12 protein-coding genes are annotated in these 12,509 nt (G+C 59.8%); 3 read left to right on the top strand and 9 right to left on the bottom strand.

The annotated features are described in order from the left end of the window. Positions 1–54: 54 nt before the first annotated feature. Positions 55–690: a peroxiredoxin gene (locus tag J7447_RS18270; RefSeq protein WP_022999703.1), complete on the top strand. Its 636-nt coding sequence runs from the start codon at positions 55–57 to the stop codon at positions 688–690. A gap of 91 nt (positions 691–781) precedes the next feature. Here the strand turns inward: J7447_RS18270 and J7447_RS18275 are convergent, their stop codons facing one another. The 5 genes from J7447_RS18275 to J7447_RS18295 form a co-directional block, all read right to left on the bottom strand. Then, the gene (locus tag J7447_RS18275) at positions 782–1,639 is read right to left on the bottom strand and encodes an SDR family NAD(P)-dependent oxidoreductase (RefSeq protein WP_168686422.1); all 858 of its coding nucleotides are present in this window, start codon (positions 1,637–1,639) and stop codon (positions 782–784) included. Positions 1,640–1,644: 5 nt separating this feature from the next. Continuing rightward, complete coding sequence (locus J7447_RS18280; RefSeq protein ID WP_209170511.1) at positions 1,645–2,472, bottom strand: RNA methyltransferase; 828 nt, start codon at positions 2,470–2,472, stop codon at positions 1,645–1,647. Beyond that, entirely contained in the window at positions 2,469–3,422 is a 954-nt protein-coding gene (locus J7447_RS18285) for a class I SAM-dependent methyltransferase (RefSeq protein ID WP_353653801.1), read from the bottom strand. Before J7447_RS18285 ends, J7447_RS18280 begins: the two co-directional genes overlap by 4 nt. A 261-nt stretch (positions 3,423–3,683) precedes the next feature. After that, positions 3,684–6,119 carry a HAMP domain-containing methyl-accepting chemotaxis protein gene (locus J7447_RS18290; protein ID WP_209170512.1) on the bottom strand — a complete coding sequence of 812 codons (2,436 nt, stop codon included), beginning with the start codon at positions 6,117–6,119 and terminating at the stop codon, positions 3,684–3,686. A gap of 194 nt (positions 6,120–6,313) precedes the next feature. Next, positions 6,314–7,072 carry an SDR family oxidoreductase gene (locus J7447_RS18295; RefSeq protein WP_209170513.1) on the bottom strand — a complete coding sequence of 253 codons (759 nt, stop codon included), beginning with the start codon at positions 7,070–7,072 and terminating at the stop codon, positions 6,314–6,316. Between the two features lie 125 nt (positions 7,073–7,197). Here J7447_RS18295 and J7447_RS18300 point away from each other — a divergent pair, with 125 nt between their 5' ends. Together J7447_RS18300 and bfr are read left to right on the top strand one after the other, a co-directional pair. Next, positions 7,198–7,440, top strand: coding sequence for a (2Fe-2S)-binding protein (locus J7447_RS18300; RefSeq protein ID WP_062490562.1), 243 nt, complete (start codon positions 7,198–7,200; stop codon positions 7,438–7,440). A 115-nt stretch (positions 7,441–7,555) separates the two neighbouring features. Next, complete coding sequence (gene bfr, locus J7447_RS18305; RefSeq protein WP_209170514.1) at positions 7,556–8,041, top strand: bacterioferritin; 486 nt, start codon at positions 7,556–7,558, stop codon at positions 8,039–8,041. Between the two features lie 167 nt (positions 8,042–8,208). Here bfr and J7447_RS18310 read toward each other — a convergent pair whose 3' ends face one another. The 4 genes from J7447_RS18310 to J7447_RS18325 form a co-directional block, all read right to left on the bottom strand. Next, entirely contained in the window at positions 8,209–8,886 is a 678-nt protein-coding gene (locus tag J7447_RS18310) for an ATP-binding cassette domain-containing protein (protein ID WP_209170515.1), read from the bottom strand. An 8-nt stretch (positions 8,887–8,894) separates the two neighbouring features. Continuing rightward, positions 8,895–10,598 (bottom strand): ABC transporter permease subunit, encoded by a 1,704-nt coding sequence (locus tag J7447_RS18315; RefSeq protein ID WP_353653802.1) that lies wholly within the window; start codon positions 10,596–10,598, stop codon positions 8,895–8,897. 10 nt (positions 10,599–10,608) lie between these two features. Next, positions 10,609–11,832, bottom strand: coding sequence for an ABC transporter substrate-binding protein (locus J7447_RS18320; protein ID WP_209170516.1), 1,224 nt, complete (start codon positions 11,830–11,832; stop codon positions 10,609–10,611). 120 nt (positions 11,833–11,952) lie between these two features. Then, positions 11,953–12,408 carry a winged helix-turn-helix transcriptional regulator gene (locus tag J7447_RS18325; RefSeq protein WP_022999714.1) on the bottom strand — a complete coding sequence of 152 codons (456 nt, stop codon included), beginning with the start codon at positions 12,406–12,408 and terminating at the stop codon, positions 11,953–11,955. Between the last annotated feature and the right edge of the window lie 101 nt (positions 12,409–12,509).

Raw genomic sequence — 12,509 nt, forward strand, 5'->3', positions numbered from 1 at the left:
GGGTAAACCGCCGCAAAACTGAGATTGCGGTCCGTAATTTTAAGGAGCTCATTCATGTCTGCACTTTTGCTCGGAGACGAGGCACCGGATTTCGAAGCCGACAGCACGGATGGTCCGATCCGTTTTCATGAGGCGATCGAAGGGTCCTGGGCGGTTCTGTTTTCCCACCCCAAGGATTTCACGCCGGTCTGCACCACCGAACTGGGAATGACCGCCAAGCTCAAGGACAAGTTCGCAGCCCGTGGCGTCAAGGTTTTCGGCGTTTCGGTCGATCCCATCGAGGATCACCATGCCTGGGTTGGTGACATCGCCGATACGCAAGGCGTTGCCCTGAACTTCCCGCTGATTGCCGATCCGGATCGTAAAGTGGCCACCGCATACGGCATGATTCATCCCAATGCCAATGACACGCTGACCGTGCGGTCGCTGTTCGTTATCGGCCCGGACAAGAAGATCAAGCTCAAGATCGAATACCCGGCCTCCACGGGCAGAAACTTCGATGAAGTCATCCGCGTGATCGACAGTCTGCAGCTCACCTCCGCCCACAAGGTCGCCACCCCGGCCAACTGGGTGTCCGGTGAGGATGTCATCATCGTCCCGGCGGTGAGCGATGAAGAGGCGAAGGAGAAATTCCCTGAAGGCTGGAAGACCCTGAAGCCTTATCTGCGCGTCGTGCCGCAGCCCAAATAACGGCTGAAATGAATGGATGAAACGGCTGGCGGCGCATGAAAAAAGGCGCCGCCGTGTCAGGGTCTGGTCAGGGCAGGGACCTGCGACGGGATCACACCGTCTCCAACAAGGCCTTCAGGGCAACACGGTAGTCCGGATAGCGGAATGTAAACCCAAGCTCGTCCTTGAGGCGCTGGTTGGAAACCCGCTTGTTTTCGCCGTAGAAGGACCTGGCCATCGGTGTGAGATCCGCGGTTTCGAACGGGATCTCGGGCGGGGCTTCGACGCCGAGCAGCTCCGCGGCAAAGGCCACCACATCTTGCGGAGGGGCCGGTTCATCGTCCGTGACGTTGAAAACCCGCGTCGATGGCTTTGCCATGGCAGCCTTCAATGCGCCCGCAATATCGGCAACGTGAATGCGGTTGAAGACCTGACCCGGCTTCACCAGCCGCCGCGCCGTGCCCTTCCTGAAATTCTCGAATGCATTCCGGCCCGGGCCATAAATGCCCGAAAGGCGGAAAATCTGCACCGGCAGGTCATTCTGTTCGGCAAATGCCAACCAGGCCTCTTCTGCCGCGACACGCTGGACGGAGCGTTTGGAAACGGGGTGGAGCGGAGTGTCCTCATCGACCCAGGCACCGTCGTGATTGCCGTAGACACCGACTGTGGAGAGGTATCCTATCCAGCGCGGTTTCGCGCCGGCAATCTCATTGGCGTACTGGTTCAGCACCGGGTCGCCGGCTTCATTCGGAGCAATCGAGACCAGTATATGCGTCGCTTGCTTCAGTGCCTCGGCAACGCCGTCGCCTTGGGAACTACCGTCGAAGAGAAACGGTTCGACACCCAGTGTCCGGAGCGCCTCCATCTTGTCCGAAGAACGCGTTGTGCCGCCGATCCAGTCGAACTGGTCACGCACTTCTTCCACGAACGCCTTGGAGGAAAACCCGGTGCCAAAGATAAACAGACGCATAGGTTCTAAAGCTCCAGATGCTGGCGGCGGATTTCATAAAGCGCAACGCCCGTGGCAACGGCCAGGTTCAGGCTGTCGGCCTGTCCGACTTGCGGAATGCGGATCAAGGTACGGCAGGCGGCTGCCATGTCGTCTTCCAGGCCCTTCTGCTCGTTGCCCATGACCAGCAGAACCGGCTCGGCATAGTCGGGCGTGCGATAGTCGACCGATCCCTTCAGGTGAGTGGCCGCGACGGTGCCGGGCCATCTTTCGGCCAGTGACTTGAATTCGTCCTTGCCGAGTTTGGCCAGCGGCACATGAAACAGCGAGCCCATGGTGGCGCGCACCGCTTCAACCGCGAAGGGATCCGTGCAATCGCCGACCAGCATGACACCTGCGCCACCGACCGCATCGACCGTGCGGATGATCGTGCCGAGGTTGCCCGGATCGCGCACCCGGTCGAGTGCGACCCAGAGCGTGGTGCCGGCGGGATCAATGTCGCGGGCTCCCAGAAGCTTCTGCTCGTAAACACCGACAACCATCTGCGGATTGTCCTTGCGCGTCATGGCGGACATGACGGCGGTCGATGCTTCCAGGATCAGGGCGCCGCGTGCCTTCGCGGCAGCAGCGGCCTTCTGCGCGACAGGATTGTCCCGCGCTTCAGGCCCGAGCGCGAGATAACGCACGCCCCAGCCGGCTTCCAGCGCATCGGTGGCCAGCTTCAGGCCTTCGGCCACGAACAGGCCCGACTGGCTGCGGTGCTTGCGCTGCGCGACGAGCCCCTTGATTTCCTTGACGATCGGGTTGGAATGGCTGGTGATCTGTTTCACCGCCCCCTGGCGTTTTTCGATCATCTGCTGCTCCAGCGTGAAAAGAGCGACGTGGACAGTGCGCGCTTGCCGTCCTCCTCGCGGATGACCAGTTCGCCGGATTCCAGCAGGCCGCCTTCGGTGTCCAGGGTTTCTGCCATGAGTTCGTGAATGGACACGAAACTGGAGCGGATCGCATAGGCGGTCAGGATCATGAACAATGCGTCCTTGTCCAGAAGCTGCTTCAGATCCGCGAGCATGCCGGGCAGGCTGGTGTAGATGTCCCAGACCTCGCCCTTCGGGCCGCGGCCGTATTTCGGTGGGTCGAGAATGATGCCGTCATAGGTGTTGCCGCGCCGCACTTCGCGGGCAACAAATTTCGAAGCGTCCTCGCAGATCCATCGGATCGGCAGATCTTCGAGACCTGACATCTCCTGGTTCTCGCGGGCATAACCGATCGCCTTCTTGGAGGCGTCCACATGGGTCACCTGCGCCCCTTCCGTCGCCGGCAGTAACGAGGCAAGGCCGGTATAGCCGAAAAGGTTCAGGATCTTCAGCGGCTTTTCCGGTGCGCGCTCGCGTTCAGCGCGGATCTTGCCGTTGACCCAGTCCCAATGGGCGGCCTGTTCGGGGAAGACGCCGACGTGGCGGAACGACATGAAGCGACCGTTGTAGCGAACAGGGCCGTATGACATCGGCCAGGTTTCCGGCACGCTTCCGGAAAACTTCCAGCGGCCCGGGCCTTCTTCTTCCGTGTCGCCGGAAAAGACGGCATCGGCACGGTTCCAGACACTTTCCTTCTGCCGCCGGGCCCCCATGGCCTGCGGTTCCGGACGCACGATGGTGAAACGGCCATAACGCTCCAGCTTCTCGCCCTGGCCCATGTCCAGAAGCCGATAGTCCTTCCAGCCCTTGGTTTCCAGGATCACCGGCCAGCTCTGGTGTGCAGGCTCGCCGGACGGGGAATAGGTGGAGGCACTGGTCTGATCCGCCACGGGTCTCACTCGTTTTCTGTCAGGTTTGAAGTTGTTCCGCCATAGAACATCCTGCCTTCTTTTGAAAGTAGATTAGACGTTCCTTTGTGGTCGAAAAGGTTTCCTGGCCGGCTTTTGAACCCCTCCGCTCCGGAGGTTTCGTGACCGGCCACAACAGCACCGCAAAGGCAATTTCCTGCTGTCGTCGGCGATCCTGTCGAGTGCAAAAGAAAAGGGCGGGGAGCCGAAGCTCACCCGCCCTCTTCGGTTAGATGTGTGCGATCAGGCCGCGGCAACCTCGGAGAGGAACTGCTCGACTTCACGCTTCAGTTCGTGGGTCTTCTGGGTCAGTTCTCCGGAAGCCGACAGCACCATGTCCGCAGACGAGGAGGTCTGGTCAACGGCCTGCGAAAGCTGCGACATGGAAGAGGACACGGCACCGGTTCCTTCCGCCGCGCGCTGCACGTTCTGCGAAATCTCCGCGGTGGCGGCGCCCTGCTGTTCGACGGCCGATGCGATGGCCGTGGTGTAGGTGTTCACCTCGGTCATGGTCTCCGCGATCTCGCCAATGGCAACGACGGATTCCTTGGTCGCGTTCTGGATCTCGGTGATCTGGCTGGAGATCTCCTCTGTTGCCTTGGAGGTCTGGGTGGCCAGCTCCTTCACCTCGGCAGCAACAACCGCGAAACCTCTTCCGGCTTCTCCGGCGCGTGCCGCTTCGATGGTGGCGTTGAGGGCCAGAAGGTTGGTCTGTTCGGCAATCGCCTGGATGAGGGTCACCACTTCGCCGATCTTTGTGGCGGCTTCCGCCAGCCCTTCGACCTTCTGGTTGGTGATCCGTGTTCCGGTGGTGGCCCGGTCGACGATTTCTGTTGTCTGGGCAACCTGGCGGGAGATCTCGCCGATCGAAGCCGCCAGTTCTTCGGCGGCGCTTGCCACGGTCTGAACGTTGTTGGTGGTCTCGTTGGACGATGCCTGGGTTTCGCTGGCGTAGCCTGCGCTATCCCGGGCGATTTCCGTCAGGGCCTGTGCGGTGTTGTCGAGGCCGCCCGCGGTGGTTTCCACGGAGCCGAGCGCTTCTTCCGCCTTGGTGCGGAAAGAATGGATCAGACTGTCGATACGGGCCTGGCGTTCCTGACGGGAGGCTTCCTCGCGGGCATTCTGCTCCTGCAGCTGAGCGCGTTCGACAGCGTTGTCGCGGAACACCTGCACGGTGCGGCTCATGTCGCCGATCTCGTCGCCGCGATCGATGCCCGGGATCACAACTTCATTGTTGCCGTTTGCCAGGCGGTCCATGACGCCGGTGATCGTGCGGATCGGACGCGTGATGGCCAGGTTGAGAATGAAGGCAAGACCGATGCCGCCCAGGATGGCGAGCAGGATCGTGACGGCAATCTGGACCTTTGCAGCCGTGGCGGCGGAATTGGCGGCCTGCGACTGTGCAGCGGAGATGGACGTGATGTCGGCGCTGACCTTGCGGGTCAGATCGTCAAGGTCCACTCGTTTGGCGGCCAGATCAGCCTTGGTGACAAGCATCTCGCGGAAAGACTTGTCGAGCGTTGCAACGGATTCAGGGATGGCGTTGATTGCGTCTGCGGCGGAGGGAAGGATCATGGCGTATTTGACCATGTCCTTTTCCAGGCCCTGCAGATTGGCAATCTGTTCTTCCACGGCCGACTGGTCGCTGACACCAAAAGCGCCGAAGAGGTAGAGTGTTTCCGCACGGGCGGCCAGCGCCATCTCATTCAGGCTGGTCGCTTTCTCGGCAATGGAGCGTACCGTTGCAAGGCGGGTGGAGGCGGTCAGTGCGTCGGTTTTTGCCTTGGAAACGACCGGGTGGACTTGCCCGAGAATTTCTTCTGTAAAGCCGTTCATCCCGTCGATGGCATTGCCGACGGCCTGGCGTGCTTCATAGGCTTCGGAAAAGCCGAGATCCTTGGTGAGGTTCTCCAGAGCCGCGTTGAGCTTGTTCGCCTGCGAGGCCAGCTTGCTCACGGTCTTGCGGTCGATACCGTCGATCTGCTTGTACTTCATCTGCTTCGTGGAAGAGACGAGGTTGCGTGCGGTGTCGATGGCTGAGGTAAGATCTTCACCGTCAATGTTGCCGCTGCCCTTCAGGTAAAGCATGTGAACCTTGACGACTTCGTCTTTCAGTTCGAACACGGTTCTCTGAAGCTGGTTGGCATCGTCCAGCTGGCTGTTCGCCGCGAAAGCTTCGGCGCTGATGCGTTTTTCTTCCGTCAGAACGGCGTCACTGATGTTGGTCGCCAGTGCTTCCAGATCATTGGTGCTTTTCTGAAGTGTCGCGATACGCTCGGCCTGCTGCACCGTCTGCTCGGCGACCTGATCGAAAGTGGTCGAGAAACTGGAGACCGCGTCCTTGGCCCCCGCAACCTGAGCTTCAGAGGCGGTGTCGCCCGCAATCTCGTTGGTCAGGAGGTCCAGTTCGCCTTGCAGCGTCGCCACACCTTCAAGCACGGAATTGCGAAGGTCTGCCGAAGGATTGTTGAGATAGTCTTCACGAAGCAGGGACGTTGCCTGGACCTGTCCGGCAACCTTGGCCGCCTGATCGGCAACGACGAACCGCGCGGACAGACCATGGATGGCCAGAAATCCCACGCCACCTACGACTGCCGTCAGCAGCAAGACAGCCAGAAAACCGCCGCCGACCTTGAAGCCAAATTTCAAGTCGGTCAGAACTTTCAATATTCGTTTCATTTTATCCCCGCACAGCCGGAACAACTGCATTGTCGTTCTGTCAGTATTGCGGAGCGCAATGAACATTAGGTAAATCACGCATTTTTAGCTTCAGGTAATATTTAGCTGAAGAAGAAATGCGTCATTTTGAAAGTCTGGTTTAGGTGCCGCAAATATATCGGCAAGCTAGAAGAAGTTCGGGTTGTATAATTGATTTATACATGCTGGCCGCCGTTGATGTGAATTTCTGCTCCACTGACGTAGGAAGACTTCTCGGAGCACAAGTAATAGATCGTGTCGGCAACTTCATTCGGCAGGCCAAGGCGGCGGAGCGGAATGTCTTCGATCATCTTTTCGGTGCCAGGTGACAGGATGGATGTATCGATTTCGCCCGGTGCGATTGCATTGACGCGAATGCCGTGCGGACCGAAGTCGGCTGCCATCTCCCGCGTAAGCGATGCGAGGGCCGCCTTCGAGGTGGAATAGGCGGTACCGGCGAAGGGATGCACCTTCATGCCGGCGATCGACGTCACGTTGACGACCGAACCCTTGGCATTCTTCAGTTCCTTGAAAAGGCCCCGACCGAGCAGGATGGGGGCAAAGAAGTTGACCTGAAAAACGGTTCGCCATTCGTGCATGGCCGTTGTCAGCGAATCCAGTCGTTCCCCGTCGGGGCCCTTGGGGCTGATCCCCGCATTGTTGACCAGCGCATGAAGGCGCGAACCGTTGGGCTCCAGACGCTTGCGGATTTCCTGGGTGGCAAACCCGAGGTTTTCCGGATCGGAAAGATCCACCTGGATATGGTCCTCAGGCCCCATCGGCCATGGACACTTGTCCGAAAACGCCTGCCGGGAGCAGGTGATCACCCGCCAGCCTTCCGCGGAAAACCGCTTGACGGTGGCATGTCCGATGCCGCGGCTCGCGCCTGTCAGCACGAGTGTCGGACGCTCGTCGGGGATACCCTTGCCGGTCATGTTATTTCCCTGCTGGCGTGCAAAAGTCGTGGAAAAAGTTGACTCTTGCAGTCGAGTTTCGTTATTGCGCTGGAATTCGTCAATGCCAATATGTTCGCATATGAGGACGCGCGCCGGATCCTACAATGATCATTTGCTCCTGTAACGTACTGTCTGACAAGCAACTTCGCGAAGCCGCGGAAGAAATGCGTGCAGACCCGAATGGCAAGGTGCCAACGCCCGGAGCGGTGTTCCGTCATCTGGGGTGCAGGCCGCGTTGCGGAAGCTGTTTTCCGTCGGTCATTGACATCATTCACGAAAAAAGTTCTGAAGAGCAACCAAAGTCGGAAGAGTCGCCTGCAGAATTGAAGCAGGCTTCAAACCGCTAGGACTTACCGGCCCCTGCCAGAGAAATGGCTTGGTCCGGAACATGGATTTCGATCTACATCCGGGCACATGTCCAAGTGACAGAGCACCCCGGAGGGATCTCGCAGGGAGAGGGTCATGAAGGGCGAAGCGCGCGTAATCGAGTATCTCAACAAGGCCCTGCGGCACGAGTTGACGGCAGTGAACCAGTATTGGGTCCATGCCCGGCTGCTGGCCGACTGGGGCTTCGGCAAGCTGGCCGACAAGGAACTGGCGGAAGCTGACGAAGAGCGTCAGCATGCACAGGATCTGATGGACCGGATCATCTTCCTGGAAGGTCTGCCCAATCTTCAGACCCTGGACCCGCTGCGGATCGGCCAGTCGGTCAAGGAATGCCTTGAAGGCGACCTTGCAGCGGAATACGTCGCGCGGGCCCTTTACCACGAAGCCCGCGAAGTCTGCCGCGAGCTCGGCGACTATGTTTCCATGGCGCTGTTTGAACAGCTTCTGAGCGACGAGGAAAGCCACATCGATTTCCTCGAAACGCAGCTTGAACTGATCGAACGGATCGGCATCGACAACTACTCCCTGCTGCAGGCCAAGTCTGCGGACACCGCCGAATAAGCACCAGGGTTCACAAACCTGATTTCCGTCTGCCGTCGTCGGAGCGAACCCGGCAACGGCAGACATCTTCTGTCTGCTATCAGAAGACTATTTAGGCGGCTCAGTTCTTCCGAACGTTTTGGCCGTACGCCCTGTTCGCCGACAATTGCCCCTATGTGACCTCCTTCTCAGGCGCAGCCGTTGCCTGATCCGCTTTCATCAAGAAAATGTACCTTGCCACCGGCTGCCACAGCGTCTTCCTCGTCGTGCGTGACAAGCAGGACGGGCAAGCCCTTTTGTCTGGCTGCGTCGAAGACCAATGCCCGGATGTCAGCTCGCCGGGCCTTGTCGAGACTTGAGAAAGGTTCGTCCAGTAGCAGCGCATGCGGCTCGGCAAGAAGCGTTCGCATCAAGGCGACGCGGGTCTGCTGACCACCGGACAGCGTCGCAGGGTCCCGGCTGCCGAAGCCGGAAAGCCCGACATCGGCGAGGGCCTGTTGAGCCATGTCCCGCCGGAGGGATCTTTTGCGGATTGCAGCGGGAATGGCGAACATCAGGTTCTGCAGCACGGACATATGCGGGAACAACAGCGGCGTCTGGAACATCAGGCCGATATGGCGCTCCTGTGCGGGCAGAGGTGTGAGATCCTTGCCATCAAGCATCACCGTGCCGCTCGCCTTGAAATCCGGCCGGAGGAAACCGGCAATGAAGTCGAGCAGGCTGGATTTGCCGCTGCCGCTTTCGCCCATCACGGTGAGTACTGTTCCCGGTTCTATCCGGCAGTCGATCCCAAGCAGGGGCACTCCGTCCAGGAGGAGGGTGACGTCCTGAAGAACCAGGCCCAATGGCTCGTTTGGGATTTGCATTGCTTGCCTCACCTTTCCAGCCGCATGGCGGCCCGGTTGCGATGAAGCAACGCCGGTAACAGTGCGGCCAGCGTAAATCCGGCCAGTGGTATGCCAAGTTGCAACAGGGCCAACAGCGCAGTTGCCTGCCGGCTGCCTCCGCTGGCCAAGGCGACACTCTCGGTCGTGACCGTGGCGATCCGTCCAGCACCGATCATCAAGGTCGGCAGATACTGGCCGACGGAAACCGCGGCTGCCACGGCAAGCGTTACCAGAACTGGCCGCAGCAGCAATGGCAAACGGATCTGCCAGAAGATGCGGGCACGCGACGCACCGATGGAGGCTGCGGCCTTGGCAAAGCGCGGATCGAGCCGGGCCCAGGGATCGCTCAAGGCCAGGAAGGCGTAGGGCAGGACGAAAACCAGGTGGGCCAGCAAAACAGCGGAGAATGTGCCGCTGAAATCCGCTGACAGGAAAAGCAGCTGCAGACCGAACAGAAAGCTGATCTGCGGCAGCAGCAGCGGCAGGAAGACGAGTGTCTTGAGACGGCGCGAAGAGGTCGACTTGCGGTGATCGCGCGCTTCCAGAACCCAAAGTGTCAGGGCTGTTGCAACAAACGCGGAGGCACAGGCCAGAGCGACAGTTGTTCTGAGTAGCCCGAGGCTCATGCCGAGGGTGTCGGTCATTTGCATGACATTCCAGGCCTGCGGCAGAACGGAGGGAAACCACCACGAGCGGGCGGCAGACCAGATCCCGAGCAGAAGCAGCGAGAGGATCATGGCGACGATGATGATTACCATCACCAGAAGTCCGCCATACCTTGCCGCTCGCTCGCGCAAGTGACGATGCCCGGTGACGAGACGGCGCCTGGAGGCCGAGGCGACCAGCCGTTCGCCTGCCAGATAGGTGGCCAGAGCAGTCGTGCTGACGGCAAGTTGCAGCAACGCCCCGGCAGATGCCATCAGACGTTTGGTCAGATCCGGGTCGTTCATCCAGCTGACGAGACGCGGGGCGAGCGGAGCCGGTGTCGTTGGCCCAAGGATGGCGGCGACATCAACGACGGATGTGGCATAGGCGACCACTGCCAGCACCGGCAGGCGGATGAGCGGGTAGATCTGCGGCAGAACGATCTTGAAGAAGGTTGCGACACGGCCATAGCCAAGGCTGGCACCTGCCTTGAAATACTCCTGAACGTGAGGGCGGTTTAGCGCGGCGAGCGTCATCAGGAACAGAAAAGGCACTTCCTTGGCGACAAGACCAACCGTCATGGCGATGCCGAACGGATCGTTGAGGATCAGAACGTCGGGTGGCCTGGTCCAGCCAGTCGCCCAGGGCGAAACGAGGCGAACCAGAAAGCCCGACGGCGCAATCAGAAAAGCAAGACCGATGGCCGCCGCCGCGTGTGGTACCGAAAGCAGTGGCGACAGAAACCGGGTCAGGCGCCGGAACGCCGCCGTTCCGGACCAGCCTGCCACGAACAGGAGCACGATCGCCAGCGACGCGACGGAGGCCGTCAGGCCGGTGGCAACACTAAGCCAAACGGAAGTCAGCAGACCGGGTTGTTGGAACAGGTGCCGGACAGGTTCAAGGGTGAAGCTGGTTTGGCCCAGCGCGGGCAGGTAACCGAAGGCAGGCAGGATCGTACCCGCCAGGCCAGCAAGAACCGGCCCGGCCAGAAGAACCGACACAAGGATGATCGGAATGGCCGGAACGGCTTTCGGCTGGGTTGCCACGTACTCCGGCTCACTCGGCGCCGTAGCGGGTGGTCCAGGCCTCTTCAAGCGCACTGACCCAGCTCGGATGCGGTTCCGGCAGGACCGGGCCGAGCTGTTCGGGCGTCAAGGTCGCAGGCCCAAGGTCGAGCGTATCGAAGAGAACCTTTTCGGTTTCAGGCAGTCCGGCAACGTTCAGAACCGTCGGGTCGCCCCAGATACCGGGATCCTGCTTGCGAGCCTGTGCCGCGGGTGACAACAGGAAGTTGGCGAAGACCTTGGCGCCTGCCTGGCTGGAACTGTTGAACGGAATTGCAACGAAGTGGGTGTTGCCGATGGTGCCGCCATCCAGAACGAAGGTGCGCACGCTGGGCGGCAGTTCGCCGTTGGCAATTGCGCTCGAGGCATCGGACGGATTGAAGGAAAATGCAATATCCAGTTCTCCGTCGGCAAGCAGCTGGCGCATATGCGCTGCATCCTTCGGGAAAGCGCGGCCCTGGCGCCAGAGCGAACCGTTCAATGCGTCCAGATAGGCAAACAACGGTGCGGTCATTTCTTCGAAGCGGGCTTCATCCACCGGTTTCGTCAGAGCGGCCTTGTCCGGAACCGTGCTGACGAGAACCTGTTTCAGAAAGGTCGTGCCATAGAAATTGGGCGGTTGCGGATAGGCAAATCGGCCCGGGTTCGCCTTGGCGTAGCTCAGTAGCGCATCGAGTGTCGCGGGTGGGGTGTCGAGGCGGGCACTGTCATACATGAACACGAGCTTGGCCATCCCCCACGGGCTTTCCTGGCCATCCGTAGGCACGGTGAAATCCTGGGCGACCGTCGGCTTGTTTTCCACGTCGACGTAATCCCAGTTCGGCAACGTCTGCGCCCATCCAGGTGCTGCCAGCAAGCCCTGTTCCTTCATGGCCGCGAAATTTTCGCCGTTGATCCAGACCAGATCGACCGCGCCGCCAGAGACCTTGCCAACCGATTTTTCGGCAAGCACCTGTGAGACCACAGATGCCGTATCGCTCACCTTCACCTGAAGCACGCGAACGGCAAATTCATTTGCCACTTCCCGGGCAGCCCAGGCGATATAGGCGTTGATGCGCGGCTCGCCGCCCCAGGCGTGGAAATAAACGGTCTCGCCTCTGGCCTCATCCAGCACTGCCTGCCACGCCGGATCATTGGCCGCCTCCTGTGCAGAAGCAGCCACCGGTGCCATCAGTGATCCGAGAAGACCAAGCGTTGCGGCAAGCATGCGTTTCATCAGAATTTCCCCTGTTGCGGATCGTGTCCGGTCCTCGTTCCCTCGCGCAAGGCGCATGGCACGGTCAAGACAAGGCTTTGTGAACGATGAGTGTTCGTGCCCGTTTGATCTCCGCGCAAATCAGACCGGCAGGATATGGGTGTCCTTGATCTCTTCCATGACGGCGTAAGTATGTGTTTCACGCACGCCCGGCAGCGCCAAAACCACATCAGACAGGAAGGCCCGATAGGCTTCCATGTCCTTGACGCGGCTTTTCATGAGGTAGTCGAAGCCGCCTGCCACCATGTGACATTCCATGATGTCGGTCGAGCGTTCGACGGCAATCTTGAAGGCGTCGAAAATTTCCGGTGAGGTGCGGTCAAGCCGGATTTCGACGAAGACCAGCAAGCCCCGGTCCACCATCTTCGGATTGAGGCTGGCGGAGAAGTGCTCGATGTACCCTTCGCGTACCAGCCGCTTCATGCGTTCGGCGGTCGCGGTTGCCGAAAGATGCACCCGTTCGGCAAGGTCCGTATTGGTAATGCGGCCGTCCTGTTGGAGAACCTTCAGAATCCTCCGGTCTGTTGCATCAAGCATGGCGAATTTCCCTAGAAAAAAGAAATTTGCAGAGAAATACACGGAGATTGGCTTCAAAAACAGCGAAAAGCGGACTTCGATTCAAGATATTTTGGAGGCAT

Source organism: Labrenzia sp. R5_0, from assembly GCF_017743835.1.
Lineage (GTDB): Bacteria > Pseudomonadota > Alphaproteobacteria > Rhizobiales > Stappiaceae > Roseibium > Roseibium algicola.

Coding starts and splice junctions, on each gene's coding strand:
- J7447_RS18270 (WP_022999703.1), top strand. CDS start 55: ATGTCTGCACTTTTGCTCGGAGACGAGGCACCGGATTTCGAAGCCGAC.
- J7447_RS18275 (WP_168686422.1), bottom strand. CDS start 1,639: ATGCGTCTGTTTATCTTTGGCACCGGGTTTTCCTCCAAGGCGTTCGTG.
- J7447_RS18280 (WP_209170511.1), bottom strand. CDS start 2,472: ATGATCGAAAAACGCCAGGGGGCGGTGAAACAGATCACCAGCCATTCC.
- J7447_RS18290 (WP_209170512.1), bottom strand. CDS start 6,119: ATGAAACGAATATTGAAAGTTCTGACCGACTTGAAATTTGGCTTCAAG.
- J7447_RS18295 (WP_209170513.1), bottom strand. CDS start 7,072: ATGACCGGCAAGGGTATCCCCGACGAGCGTCCGACACTCGTGCTGACA.
- J7447_RS18300 (WP_062490562.1), top strand. CDS start 7,198: ATGATCATTTGCTCCTGTAACGTACTGTCTGACAAGCAACTTCGCGAA.
- bfr (WP_209170514.1), top strand. CDS start 7,556: ATGAAGGGCGAAGCGCGCGTAATCGAGTATCTCAACAAGGCCCTGCGG.
- J7447_RS18310 (WP_209170515.1), bottom strand. CDS start 8,886: ATGCAAATCCCAAACGAGCCATTGGGCCTGGTTCTTCAGGACGTCACC.
- J7447_RS18320 (WP_209170516.1), bottom strand. CDS start 11,832: ATGAAACGCATGCTTGCCGCAACGCTTGGTCTTCTCGGATCACTGATG.
- J7447_RS18325 (WP_022999714.1), bottom strand. CDS start 12,408: ATGCTTGATGCAACAGACCGGAGGATTCTGAAGGTTCTCCAACAGGAC.